Origin of the sequence: Streptomyces canus (assembly GCF_030815415.1) — a bacterium.
Lineage (GTDB): Bacteria > Actinomycetota > Actinomycetes > Streptomycetales > Streptomycetaceae > Streptomyces > Streptomyces canus_F.
The window spans coordinates 6,766,783-6,779,136 of record NZ_JAUSWW010000001.1; the positions used below are offsets into that span (position 1 = coordinate 6,766,783).

At 71.0% G+C, this 12,354-nt stretch carries 13 protein-coding genes; 5 read left to right on the forward strand and 8 right to left on the reverse strand.

What is annotated here, in order from left to right:
* Positions 1-55: 55 nt before the first annotated feature.
* From QF037_RS31270 to QF037_RS31285, 4 genes are read right to left on the reverse strand one after another with little or no spacing between them, the layout of a single operon-like run.
* The gene (locus QF037_RS31270; RefSeq protein ID WP_307030914.1) at positions 56-637 is read right to left on the reverse strand and encodes a TetR/AcrR family transcriptional regulator; all 582 of its coding nucleotides are present in this window, start codon (positions 635-637) and stop codon (positions 56-58) included.
* 59 nt (positions 638-696) lie between these two features.
* A complete protein-coding gene (nirD, locus tag QF037_RS31275; protein ID WP_307030915.1) occupies positions 697-1,047 on the reverse strand; it encodes a nitrite reductase small subunit NirD in 351 nt (116 codons plus the stop codon).
* The gene (nirB, locus tag QF037_RS31280) at positions 1,044-3,650 is read right to left on the reverse strand and encodes a nitrite reductase large subunit NirB (RefSeq protein ID WP_307030917.1); all 2,607 of its coding nucleotides are present in this window, start codon (positions 3,648-3,650) and stop codon (positions 1,044-1,046) included. Before nirB ends, nirD begins: the two co-directional genes overlap by 4 nt.
* The gene (locus tag QF037_RS31285; protein WP_307030919.1) at positions 3,650-4,861 is read right to left on the reverse strand and encodes an NAD(P)/FAD-dependent oxidoreductase; all 1,212 of its coding nucleotides are present in this window, start codon (positions 4,859-4,861) and stop codon (positions 3,650-3,652) included. Before QF037_RS31285 ends, nirB begins: the two co-directional genes overlap by 1 nt.
* Before the next feature lie 231 nt (positions 4,862-5,092).
* On the opposite strand from QF037_RS31285, the gene QF037_RS31290 reads away from it, so the two are divergent.
* Positions 5,093-5,875, forward strand: coding sequence for a sulfite exporter TauE/SafE family protein (locus QF037_RS31290; RefSeq protein WP_307030921.1), 783 nt, complete (start codon positions 5,093-5,095; stop codon positions 5,873-5,875).
* Positions 5,876-5,889: 14 nt separating this feature from the next.
* A complete protein-coding gene (gene cpt / locus QF037_RS31295) occupies positions 5,890-6,411 on the forward strand; it encodes a chloramphenicol phosphotransferase CPT (protein WP_307030923.1) in 522 nt (173 codons plus the stop codon).
* A gap of 153 nt (positions 6,412-6,564) precedes the next feature.
* Here cpt and QF037_RS31300 read toward each other — a convergent pair whose 3' ends face one another.
* On the reverse strand, positions 6,565-7,461 hold the full coding sequence (locus tag QF037_RS31300) for an NAD(P)-dependent oxidoreductase (RefSeq protein WP_307030926.1): 897 nt from the start codon (positions 7,459-7,461) through the stop codon (positions 6,565-6,567).
* Between the two features lie 99 nt (positions 7,462-7,560).
* Between QF037_RS31300 and QF037_RS31305 the strand changes: the two genes are divergently transcribed.
* A complete protein-coding gene (locus QF037_RS31305) occupies positions 7,561-7,953 on the forward strand; it encodes a winged helix-turn-helix transcriptional regulator (protein WP_307030928.1) in 393 nt (130 codons plus the stop codon).
* Here QF037_RS31305 and QF037_RS31310 read toward each other — a convergent pair.
* Positions 7,891-8,517, reverse strand: coding sequence for a class F sortase (locus QF037_RS31310; RefSeq protein WP_307030930.1), 627 nt, complete (start codon positions 8,515-8,517; stop codon positions 7,891-7,893). The genes QF037_RS31305 and QF037_RS31310 overlap by 63 nt on opposite strands.
* A gap of 115 nt (positions 8,518-8,632) precedes the next feature.
* The gene (locus QF037_RS31315) at positions 8,633-9,154 is read right to left on the reverse strand and encodes a hypothetical protein (RefSeq protein WP_307030932.1); all 522 of its coding nucleotides are present in this window, start codon (positions 9,152-9,154) and stop codon (positions 8,633-8,635) included.
* Between the two features lie 277 nt (positions 9,155-9,431).
* Here QF037_RS31315 and QF037_RS31320 point away from each other — a divergent pair, with 277 nt between their 5' ends.
* Positions 9,432-10,016 carry an NADPH-dependent FMN reductase gene (locus QF037_RS31320; RefSeq protein ID WP_307030934.1) on the forward strand — a complete coding sequence of 195 codons (585 nt, stop codon included), beginning with the start codon at positions 9,432-9,434 and terminating at the stop codon, positions 10,014-10,016.
* 82 nt (positions 10,017-10,098) lie between these two features.
* Here QF037_RS31320 and QF037_RS31325 read toward each other — a convergent pair whose 3' ends face one another.
* Positions 10,099-11,760 (reverse strand): M4 family metallopeptidase, encoded by a 1,662-nt coding sequence (locus QF037_RS31325; protein WP_307030936.1) that lies wholly within the window; start codon positions 11,758-11,760, stop codon positions 10,099-10,101.
* A 147-nt stretch (positions 11,761-11,907) separates the two neighbouring features.
* On the opposite strand from QF037_RS31325, the gene QF037_RS31330 reads away from it, so the two are divergent.
* Positions 11,908-12,321 (forward strand): gamma-glutamylcyclotransferase family protein, encoded by a 414-nt coding sequence (locus QF037_RS31330; RefSeq protein WP_307030938.1) that lies wholly within the window; start codon positions 11,908-11,910, stop codon positions 12,319-12,321.
* The last annotated feature ends 33 nt before the right edge of the window (positions 12,322-12,354 follow it).

The window sequence follows — 12,354 nt, forward strand, 5'->3', positions numbered from 1 at the left end:
GAACGGTTCATTATGGCGTCAAATAAAAACGGCGGCCCTCGGTGAGCAGCCGCCCTCAGTCCAGCAGTGTCAGAGCCTGTTCCGCCGCGTCCCGCACCCGCGCCGGGTCCGGCGACGCCTTGCCCACCACCTTGAGGCCCTGGAGCAGCACCAGCAGCATGCGGGCGAGGGCGAGCGGATCGCGGCCCGCGCCGAGCTCGCCCTGGGCCCCGGCGCGGACCAGCGCCGAGTGCAGCACTGTCTCCACGTGGTCCCAGTTCCGCTCGACCTGCCGCGCGGCGGCCGGGTCGTGCGGGGCGAGCTCGGCCGCCGTGTTGGTGATGAAACAGCCGTTCAGGCGCAGGTTCTCGGCGGTGGCCTCGTCCGCGTAACGCCGTACGAGCGCCCGTACCGCGGGCAGTACCGGGCCCGGCCGGGACAGCTCCCCGAGCAGGTCCGGGAGCTGTTCCTGATAGCGCTCCAGTGCCTTCAGATACAGCTCGTGCTTGTTGCCGAAGGTCGCGTAGAGGCTGGCGCGGCCGATGCCGAGGTGCTCGACGAGGTCGGACATGGACGTCGCCTCGTAGCCGCGCCGCCAGAACAGCTCCAGGGCTGCCTGCAGCGCGGCCTCCGGATCGAACTCCTTGGTCCTGGCCATGTGTCGCAGCCTAGATCCAATGAGAACGGTCGGTCAAGAAAGGTTGGGCCGGGAGCGGGTCACGACACCCGGACCTGGTACGTCGGGATCCGTACCGTCTCGTCGTCCAGGCACTGTCCCGACAGCAGATCGAAGCGCTGCTTCAGCAGGGGCGAGGCGACGAACGGCCGGCCCTCGTGGGTGCCGGTCAGTCCGCGGGACAGGACCGCCGCGCCACCGAACGGGTCGCGGTTGTCGATGGCGTACAGCTCGCCCGCGCGGTCGCGGAAGAGGGCCACCTGCCGGCCGTCGGGCAGCAGGGCCGCCACGCCGCGGCCCGGCAGCAGGACGTTCAGGTCGCAGACCGTGAACCAGCCGTCGTCGAGGCGCAGTTGGATCTTCAGGGCGGTCGTCTCGGGTGCCAGGGTCATCGCTGGGCGCTTCCTTCCAGGACGTCTTCAGCGGGGCGCATGCCGATGGACAGCAGGGGCAGGTCGGGCTTGATCTGGTCGCGCTCGGGGACGAAGCCGACGACCGGGTCGGGGGTGTCCGGCGCGTTCACGAAGGACACGAACCGGGCGAGCTTCTCGGGGTCGTTGATGGTGTCGGACCACTCGTCGCGGTAGTGGGCGACGTGCGAGGTCATCAGCGACTCCAGCTCCTCGCAGATGCCGAGGGAGTCCTCCACCACCACGTCCCGGACGTGGTCCAGGCCGCCGGGGATCCGCTCCAGCCAGGTGGAGGTGCGCTCCAGGCGGTCGGCGGTGCGGATGTAGAACATCAGGAACCGGTCGATCAGCTTGATCAGTTCGGTGTCGCTGAGGTCCTGGGCCAGCAGGTCCGCATGGCGCGGGGTGGCGCCGCCGTTGCCGCCGACGTACAGGTTCCAGCCGCCCGAGGTGGCGATGATCCCGAAGTCCTTGGACTGGGCCTCGGCGCACTCGCGGGCGCAGCCCGACACCGCCGACTTCAGCTTGTGCGGGGAGCGCAGGCCCCGGTAGCGCAACTCCAGGTCGATCGCCATGCGCACCGAGTCCTGGACGCCGTAGCGGCACCAGGTCTGGCCCACGCAGGACTTGACCGTACGCAGCGACTTTCCGTACGCGTGGCCGGACTCGAAGCCCGCGTCGACCAGCCGGGTCCAGATCAGCGGGAGCTGTTCGACGCGGGCGCCGAACATGTCGATCCGCTGACCGCCGGTGATCTTCGTGTAGAGGCCGAAGTCGCGGGCGATCTCGCCGATGACGATCAGGCCCTCCGGGGTGATCTCACCGCCGGGGATACGCGGGACGACCGAGTACGAGCCGTTCTTCTGGAGGTTGGCCAGGAAGTGGTCGTTGGTGTCCTGGAGCGCGGCCTGCTCGCCGTCCAGGACGTAGACGTCGGCCCCGATGGTCGAGGCGAGGGAGGCGATGATCGAGGCCACGGCCGGCTTGCAGGTCTCGCAGCCGTCGCCGCCCCGGGCGCCCTCGCGGCCGTAGCGGTCCAGCAGGTCCTGGTAGGTGTTGATGCGCAGGGCGAGGACGATCTCGTAGAGCTCCTCGCGGGTCTGCGAGAAGCAGCCGCACAGGCCCTTGTCGACGACGACGCCGGACGCCTCCAGCTCGGCGGTGACCAGCTGGCCCAGGACCTTGACGCAACTGCCGCAGGTCGTACCGGCCTTGGTGCACTTCTTCACCTCGGGCACGGTGGTGCAGTTGTGCTCGGTGACCGCGCCGCGGATGGTGCCCTTGCGGACGTTGTTGCAGGAGCAGATGATCGCGTCGTCCGGCAGGGCGCTCGGGCCGAGCTGGACGGACTCGCCGGCACCGGCGGGCAGCACGAGTGACTCGGGCGAGACCGGCGGGACCGAACCCGTGAAGGCCTTCAGCGTGCCGTACGCCTCGGCGTCGCCGACCAGGATGCCGCCCAGCAGCGTGCCGTCGCGGCCGATGACGAGCTTCTTGTACAGGCCCGAGCGGGAGTCGGAGTAGACGACGTCGAGGCAGTCCTCGGTCGCGCCGTGCGCGTCACCGAAGGAGGCCACGTCCACGCCGAGCAGCTTCAGCTTGGTGGAGAGGTCGGCGCCGAGGAACGAGGCCTCGTCCGAGGCGATGGTCGCCGCGACCGTCTCGGCCTGCTCGTACCCGGGGGCGACCAGGCCGTAGACCCGGCCGTCGGCGGCCAGCGCGCACTCGCCGATCGCGAAGACGTGCGGGTCGGCGACCGTGCGGCACTGCTCGTCGACGGTGATGCCGCCGCGCTCGCCGACCGTGAGGCCGCAGTCGCGGGCCAGCTGGTCGCGGGGGCGGACACCGGCGGAGAACACCACCAGATCGGTGGCGAGTTCGGAGCCGTCGGAGAGCTTCATGCCGGTGACGGCACCCTCGGAGTCGACCACGATCTCCTGCGTGCCGACGCCCGTGTGGACGCTCAGCCCCATCTCCTCGATGGTCCGCAGCAGCGCCGCGCCACCGCCCTCGTCGACCTGCACCGGCATCAGCCGCGGCGCGAACTCGACGATGTGGGAGGTGAGTCCGAGGCCCTTCAGCGCGCCTGCGGCCTCCAGGCCGAGCAGACCGCCGCCGACCACGGCACCGGTGGTGCGCGTCCTGGCGTACTCCTCGATGGCGAGGAGATCCTCGATGGTGCGGTAGACGAAACAGCCCTTGGCGTCCTTGTTGGGGACCGGCGGCACGAAGGGGTACGAGCCGGTCGCGAGGACGAGGATGTCGTAGTCGAAGACCTCGCCGGACCGGGCGGTCACCCTGCGGGCGTCACGGTCGACGGTCTCCGCCGGGTCGCCGACGTAGAGCTCGATGCCCTCCTTCTCGATGAACTCCATGTCCGTCATCGAGAGGTCCTCGGGCGTCTTGCCCGAGAAGTACGAGGTGAGCGCTACGCGGTCGTAGGCCGGGCGCGGCTCCTCACAGAGCACGACCACGCGGTGCGTGGCGGTCAGGCCGCGCTCGGCGAGCGCTTCGAGGAAGCGCTGGCCGACCATGCCGTGGCCGACGAGCACGATCGTGGGAGTGGTCTCCCTGTTGGCGGTCATCAGGAGCCTCCATCGTTGGTGAGCAGGTGGAGCAGAGGACCGTCGTCGGGGAGCGGCTCTGCTCCCTCCCAGGCGCGCGCGAGCGCGCCGACGGTGCCGAGTTCGCCGACGAGGACCCCGCCGACCAGGCGGTCGTCGCGGACGACGACCTTGCGGTAGGTGCCTCGGGTGGCATCGGCGAGCTGTACGACGTCGTCGCCGGGAAGTGCCTCCGTCTCGCCGAACGCGGCGAGGTCGAAGGCGGTCTGACCGGGCAGCGTGAGCCGGGTCAGCGAACGGGTGCCGGTGTAGCGGGCGGTCGCCCGCCCGGCCAGCAGCTCGGCGAGTACCTCGGCCTGTTCGAGGGCCGGAGTGGCGAGCCCGTAGACGTTTCCGTCGTGCTGGGCGCAGTCGCCGATGGCGTGGATGTACGGGTCGGAGGTGCGCAGTTCGTCGTCCACGACGATGCCCTTGCGGACCTCGATGCCGGCGCCCCAGGCGAGACCCGCGCGCGGGCGCACCCCGCAGGCCAGGACCACCAGGTCGGCGTCGAGGGCGTATCCGTCGGCCATCTCGACCGAGCGGACCGCGCCGTTGACGCAACGCACGTCACGCACCCGCAGATCGGTGTGGACCTCGACGCCGAGCTCGCTCAGATGGCGCCGGACGAGCTGTGAGGCGTTCGGGTCGAGCTGGCGCTCCATGAGCCGCTCGGACTGCTGGGCGAGGATCACCTGCGCGCCGCGCTGGGCGAGCGCCCGGGCGGCGGAGACCCCGAGGAGTCCACCGCCGATGACGACCGCCTTCGCACCCGGCCGGACCGCCTTGGACAGGCCCAGGCAGTCGTCCATCGTGCGGAAGGCGTGGACGCCCTCTGGCAGGACGTGGTCGGGGGTGAACAGACCGCGCAGGGGCGGCAGCACCGGGTTCGAGCCGGTGGCCAGAACCAGCCGGTCGTATGCGATCTTGGAACCGTCGGCGCACTCGACGGTCCGCGCCTCCCGGTCGATGCCGGTGACCCGGGCGCGGGTGAGCTCCGCGGGGGCCGGCAGCGCGATCACGTCGGGGCTGTACCGTCCGGCCAGCACCTCGGCGAGCAGCACCCGGTTGTACGGGCGGTGCTCCTCGTCGCCGATCAGCGTCACGGGCGTGCCGAGCTCGCCGAGCCGCCGGGCGAGACGGACGCCCGCGAGGCCGGCGCCGATCACCACCACACGCGTATTCGAGGTCATGTCCAGGAGCGTGCGTTGCCGGTGTTACCCGACCGCATCACCTCTGTTTCCCGCGAGGAACGCTGCCCTCAGCAGAGGCGGTGGGCGGGTGTGAGGGTTCCCGGAGTGCGCCGGGGACGGGCTGTGAGGTCGCGAAACCAGCGGAATCCGTGCAGGTGACATCGTCTACGAGACCCAGCTGAAGATCATCTCGATGGACTGGACACCTATCTCCTGTCTAAGGTCCCGATCATGCCCGACATATCGCTGACCACCCTCGTCGTCCTGTGCCTCGCGGCTCTGGCCGCCGGCTGGATCGACGCCGTGGTCGGCGGCGGGGGTCTGCTCCTGCTTCCGGCCCTGCTGCTGGGCCTGCCGTCGAGCACCCCGGCCGCGTACGCCCTGGGCACCAACAAGGCGGTCGCCATCGTCGGCACGTCCGGCGCGGCGGTGACCTACGCCCGCAAGGCCCCGGTCGACGTACGCCTCGCCGTCCGCATCGGCCTCGCGGCCCTCGCGGGCTCCTCGGCGGGGGCGTTCTTCGCGGCGGGGATGAGCACGGAGGTACTGAAGCCCGTGATCATGGTGGTGCTTCTGGCCGTCGCCGCCTTCGTCATCCTGCGCCCCGCCTTCGGCACCGCCCCCGCCACCGGCCCGGCCGGCCGCCGCCGCGTCTTTGCCGCGATCGGCCTCGCGGGCCTCGGCGTCGGCTTCTACGACGGTCTGATCGGCCCCGGCACCGGCACCTTCCTGGTCCTCACGCTCACCGCCGTCCTCCACCTCGACCTCGTCACCGCCTCCGCCACCGCGAAGATCGTCAACTGCTGCACCAACGCCGGCGCGCTGGCCACCTTCGCCTGGCAGGGCACGGTCCTGTGGCAGCTGGCGGGACTGATGGCGGTGTTCAACCTGGCGGGCGGCATGCTCGGCGCGCACACGGCGCTGAAGAAGGGGAGCGGTTTCGTCCGGGTCGTGCTGCTGACGGTGGTGTTCGCGCTGGTGACGAAAATGGCGTACGAGCAGTGGCTCGCCTGACCTACGGTGACGTCATGGCGACCCAGGTGATCGTAGTCAACGGCGGCTCCAGCTCCGGCAAGTCCGGGATCGTGCGGTGTCTGCAGGCGGTGCTGCCGGACCCGTGGCTGGCCTTCGGGGTCGACTCGCTGATCGAGGCGATGCCGGGTCAGGGCGCGGGCATCGAGTTCGCCCCGGACGGCGCGGTCCACGTCGGCCCTGAGTACATGGCCCTGGAAGCGGCCTGGGCCAAGGGCATCGCGGCCATGGTCCACGCGGGCGCCCGCGTGATCATCGACGACGTCTTCCTCGGCGGAGCGGCGACCCAGGACCGCTGGCGCCGTGTCCTCGACGGCCTGGACGTGCTCTGGGTCGGCGTCCGCTGCGAGGCTTCGGTCGCCGCGGGCCGGGAGATCGCCCGCGGCGACCGGGTGCGCGGGATGGCGGAGAAGCAGGCGGAGATCGTCCACCAGGGAGTGGTGTACGACGTGGAGGTGGACACCGCCGGGACCGAGTCCCTGGAGTGTGCGCGGACGATCGCCGCGCACGTGGGCTGAGCGCTCCGCTGGAAGTGCCGCGACATGTCGTCGATCACCTGCGCCACCGTCGTGGCTGGTCGCGCGCACGCGGCGGAGCCGCATATCGACACAGCCCCGCGCCCCTCGGGGCGCTGCCGAACCACAGGGACTTCGCCCGACCTGCTCAGACCGTCAGGACTTCTTCTCCTGCACGAGCAGTTCGAGCACCCCCGTGATGTCCTCGTCCCCGTGCCCGTCCGCGACCCGCCGCGCCATCAGGTCCGCGTACGGCGTCAGCAGTTCGGTGCTCACGCCCTGCTCCTCGGCCGTGCTCAGCAGCGTGGCGTTGGCGGCGGACTGCATGGCCAGGTTGGAGACCACGTCCTTGGCGTAGTCGCCGCTCGCCACTTGGTCGGCGGCCTTGTGCACCATGAACGTCATCGCGGTCAGCCACTCCGCGAGCAGCTGGGCGAAGTCCTTCGGCGCGATGTCCTCGGAGTGGATCAGCGCGAAGGCGTGGGTGATGCCCGCGAACATGCCGTCCATCGCGCTCAGCAGCGCCACGTCGTGCAGCGCGGCGAACCCCGGGTCCGCGCCGACGTACGTGGTCGCGGCCGGTACGGCGAGGGTGGCGCGGTGCTCCTCGAAGAGGCCGGCGGAACCGCTGTAGAAGACGTACGCACCGGAGTCCGGCGCCTCGATCATCGGCGGTGTGCCCATGATTCCGCCGTCCAGGAAACGGGCGCCGCGGCCCTGTGCCCAGGCGGCCCGCTCCCGCCCCTGCCCCGGCGTCCCGGTGGTGAGGTTCACCAGGTCCCTGTCCTGGAGATCGGCCGTCCCGAGCGCCTCGCCGACCGAAGCGTCGTCCAGCAGACAGGCGATCACCAGCCGGTTCGCGGCCACCGCCGCGGCGGCGCTGGCGGCGACCGTCGCGCCCTCGGCGGCCAGGGCCTCGGCGCGGGCGGGGGTGCGGTTCCAGACAGTCACGGGATGGCCGGCGGCGAGCCAGGTGCGGGCGAGGGCGGTGCCCATGGCACCGGCGCCGAGGAGGGTGAGCGGGGTCTTGGTGGTGAGGGCGTTGTCAGTCATGCCGCTTAGGGTTGTTCGTGGGGAAGCGCCTGCTCAAGTACGTACTTGAGAGTGGGTGGTTACCGCCGGGAAAGAGTCCAGGCAGGAAGAGGGGGCGGCATGGCGAGGGCACGGCGGCCGGGGTCGTACGTCTGCGGGATCGACGCGGCGATGGATGTGATCGGCGGCAAGTGGAAGGTGCTCATCCTCTGGGCGCTGCATGAGAAGCCGTGCCGCTTCGGCGAACTGCGCCGGGAGCTGCCGGGGGTGACGGAGAAGGTGCTCGCGGCTCATCTGCGGGAGCTGGAGGCGGACGGGATCGTGCACCGGGAGGCGTACGACGAGGTGCCGCCGAGGGTCGAGTACTCCCTGACCGAGCGGGGCGAGACGCTCAACGAGGCGCTGGGGCCGCTGGGCGACTGGGGCAAGGAGAACATGCTCGGTGGCGTGTCAGCGGCTGCCGGTCAGATGCGCGAAGACGACGACGTTGCCCTGATAGCCGGTCGCCCGTGAGTAGCCCCCGCCGCAGGTGATCACCCGCAGCTCGGGCCGGTGCGCCGCGCCGTACACCTTCTCGTCGGGGAAGTCCTTCGCGTCGTACACCTCGACGGCGTCGACCGAGAAGACGGCCGCGGTGCCGTCGCGCCGGGCCACCTCGATGGTGCTGCCCTTCTTCAGGGCGCCGAGGCGGTAGAAGACGGCGGGACCGTCGGCGTTGTCGACATGTCCGGCGACGATCGCGGTGCCCGTCTCACCGGGGGTGGTGCCGGCCTCGTACCAGCCGGCGAGGTTCTCCTTCTCGGCGGGCGGGACGTCGAGGCTGCCGGCCGGGTTGAGTCCGAGGCCCGTCAGGGGGGCGTTCACGCGGATCGACGGGATGTGGATGCGGTCCGGCGGGGAGGGCGGCAGCGCGGGCGCGGAGCGCGCGTCGGCGCGGTCGGCGCGGGCCTCGGCGGCGGACGGCTGCGGCGGTGCGTGGGTCGAGGCGCCACTGCGCAGTAGCCAGGCGCCGCAGCACAGGGCGATGACGGTGACGGCCGCTATGACGAAGTTGCCGGCGCCGTGGTGTCCGCGCATGCCGAGCCTCCTTTTCGCTGGGCCTGCTCCTGTCCCCCTCCGGGCCGCGAGGGGCGTCGGACCCGGAGGGGGAGGGGACATGCGGTACCGGCGGACGGACAGCGGAGGGTGTCCGTCAGATCCCGTCGCCTCTCGCCCGGCGATGCAGGAGCCAGGTACCGCCCGCGGCGGCGACGGCGAGAGCCGCCACGCCGGCCGCGGTCTGCACGGGATCGGGGCCAAGCGCGCCACCGACCCCCGTCTTCACACTTCCTCGGGGGTACACCTGCTGACGGGTGGCGGTGAGTGTGACCACCAGGTCACCCGTGACCCGCCGGCCGCCCTCCGCGCACGTCGCGACGATCTCGTACGTCCCCGGCTGCGCGCTCTCCGGCACCTGGAACTGTCCGATCGCGTCCTGCTCATGGGTGCTCGGCGCGAGCGTGAACGGGCCGGCGCCCACCGCACTCGCGTCGCCCGCCGCGGTGTCGCCGTCCTCGCACGCCGCCGTGTTCACGGTGACCTGTTCACCGGGCACGACCGAGGACGGGTACACCTCCAGGCTCCCGGCATCCGCGGCGTGCGCCGGTGCGGCGACCAGTCCCGCGGCCGCGACGGCGAGCGCGGTGCCGGTCAGCATGCGGGCGGTACGGCGCATCGGTGCTCCCTCGAGCTCTTCGGTGTTCCCTGCCCTTCCGAGGTAAGTGGCAGCGGGCCGAGCGCGCTTCCTGAGCGTGCGTCAGAAATGGGGTGAATGGGTGTCAGATCGGTCTGCGGCCGGGCCGCGGTGGCGGTGTTTGGGCAGGTCACCGGCGTGGGACGGAGGTGTCGCGGAAGAGAACCCGAAGGGCGCAGAGCGAGGGTGCGACCGGGTGACCCGGTGTCGGCGGCCGGGGCTTGACCTCAAGCTTTGTTGAGGTATCAGGCTGTTCCTCATGCAGATCACAGACGCCCCTTTGAAGGTCACCCTCGTCGTCGGCAGCAACCGCCACGGCCGCTTCGGCCCCGTCGTCGCGGACTGGCTCCTCGACCTGATGCACGACCGGGAGGGCCTGCTCCCCGAGGTCGTGGACGTCGCGGAGACGGACCTCCCCATGTCCTTCGCCCGCACCCGGGAGGCGACGGCCGCCCTCTCCGGGATCTCCCCGAAACTGGCCGCCGCGGACGCCTTCGTCGTCCTCACCCCCGAGTACAACCACTCCTACCCCGCCGGCCTCAAGAACCTCATCGACTGGCACTACACCGAGTGGCAGACCAAGCCCGTCGCGCTCGTCTCGTACGGCGGCATGTCCGGCGGCCTGCGCGCGGTGGAACACCTCCGGCAGGTCTTCGCGGAACTGCACGCGGTGACGGTCCGGGACACGGTGTCCTTCCACAACGCGGGGGCGTCGTTCGACGACGAGGGGAGGCTGAAGGACCCGGCGGGACCGGGGGCGGCGGCGAAGACGATGCTGGACCAGCTGGTGTGGTGGGGGAGGGGGTTGAGGGAGGCGAGGGAGCTGAGGCCGTACGGGGCGTAGCCCCGCCCCTTGCCCGGCGGTGCGGCGGCGGGCCTGGTCACGCCCGCCGCCGCACCGCCGTCGCGTCACCGGCTGCCGCGCCTCAGCTCACGTTCACCGCACTCCACGCCGCGGCCACCGCGTTGTACTCCGTGCTCCCGGCCCCGTACAGGTCCTTCGCCGCGTTCAGCGTCGCCGTACGCGCACCCGCGTAGTTCGTCGAGGACGTCATGTAGACCGTCAGCGCCCGGTACCAGATCGCGCCCACCTTGTCCCGGCCGATGCCCGACACCGAGGACCCGTTGCAGGTAGGGGAGTTGTAGCTGACGCCGTTCACCGTGCGGGCGCCGCTGCCCTCCGCCAGCAGGAACGCGAAGTGGTTCGCGACGCCGGACGAGTAGTGCACGTCCAGGTCCTTGACCGTCGAACTCCAGCAGTCCGCCGAGTTCCCGTCCTTCGACGGCTTGTCCATGTAGCGCAGCGCGTCCCGGCCGAAGCCGGAGCGGACGATCTTCTCGCCGATCAGGTAGTCCCCGCCGTCCGTGGAGTTCTTCGCGTAGAACTCCACCAGCGTCCCGAAGATGTCCGACGTGGCCTCGTTCAGGCCGCCCGACTCACCCGAGTACGTCAGCGCCGCCGTCTTCGATGTCACCCCGTGCGACATCTCGTGGCCCGCCACGTCCAGCGACACGAGCGGACCGAGCTGCGTCCCGTCGCCGTCGCCGTACGTCATGCAGAAGCAACTGTCGTCCCAGAAGGCGTTGTTGTAGTTGTTGCCGTAGTGGACGCGGTTGAACGAGCCCTTGCCGTCGCCGGCGATACCGCTGCGCCCGTGGACGTTCTTGTAGTAGTCCCAGGTGACGTCGGTGCCGTACTGGGCGTCCACGGCCGCCGTCGCGCGGTCCGAAGCCGCCCCCGTTCCCCAGTGGTTGTCCGCGTCCGTGAAGAGCGTCGCCGGGGCGCGGCTGATGCAGATGCCCAGGATGCAGAGGTCCGTCTTGTTCGCCGCGTCGCCCGTGTACGTGTTTCCGCGCGTCGCGTCCTTGAGCTGGTACGCCGACCCTGACAGCGTCGTCTCCAGCGGCACCGTCCCGCCGTACAGCGACTTGCCGTCACCCGTCGCCGTCTCGATCGAGTCCCACGCGTCGATCTGCGCGCCCGTGCCCGCGTCGGTCAGTACCGTGCGCCCGACCGGGTTGCCGAGCGCGTCCTGGGCGACGACGTTCGTCTGCCAGGCCAGCTTCGGGGCGCCGTGCAGGGCGTCGACGACCAGCTGGGGCTTGGCCGTCAGCTTCCTGAGCGTCTCGCCGAGGTTGGCCGCGCGCAGTGCGTTCGCCGCGATGTCGGCGGCCTTCGGGGCGGCGAGGGCAGGGGTGACCGAGGGCAGGGTGATGGACCGGCGGGTGGCCCTGTCGGTGCCGCGGTACGTTCCGTTCGCGTGCAGGTGGACCACGAAGTCGCCGCCCAGTACCGGGATTCCGCGGTACGTACGGTCGTAGCGGACGTGCTGTCCGCCGTCCTTGTCGACCACCACGTCCCGGACCTTCGTGTCCTGCGCGGCGGTGAGGCCCAGCTTCGAGGCCTGCGCCACGAGCACGTCCGCCGCGTTGTCGATCGCGGCGGCCCGGGTCGGCCTGTCGGCCGCACCCGCGGTCGGGGAGAGCGCGGTGGCCAGGAGGGTCGCGGCGGTGGCGGCCATACCGACCGTGGCGAGACGGGACCCCAGGAGGGTGTGGACAGGGCGAACGGGACGTATCCGGCTCATCTGTCTCCTTGAAAAGGCGCGTTGGGGCGCGTGGGGGAAAGGAGGAGGCGCGAGTGCTGCCTGAGATTTAAGGGGTCATGACATGTGGTGTCCATAGGGCGTCTGTGCACGTCCGGCACCCGTGTGTGAGGAGAGAGAATCGTTTCTGTGAGACTCCCGTTCTTCGTCTACGGCACCCTTCGGCCCGGAGAGGTCAACCACGACCTCTTCCTCCGCGGCCGCACCGGCTCACAGGAGCCGGGGCGGCTCGACGGCGTGGTGCTGTACGACGGTCCCGGCTATCCGTACGCCGTCGAGGAGCCCGCGGGCGCCGTCCGCGGGGAGCTCGTCACCGCCCTCCCCGAGGCGTACGACGACCTCCTGGTCGCCCTCGACCGGCTCGAGGAGTACGCCCCCGGCGATCCCCGCAATCTCTACGAGCGGATCGAGGGCGACGTCGTACGGGACGCCGACGGCGTGTCCGTGCGGGCGTGGGTGTACGTCGCCGCCCCCGCCGTGGCCGCCGAACTGCGTGCGCGCGGCAAGCTCATCGACAGCGGCGACTGGCTGGTCCGCGGCTGAGGAAGCACCCCGGTGCCGATGCCGTCGAGCACC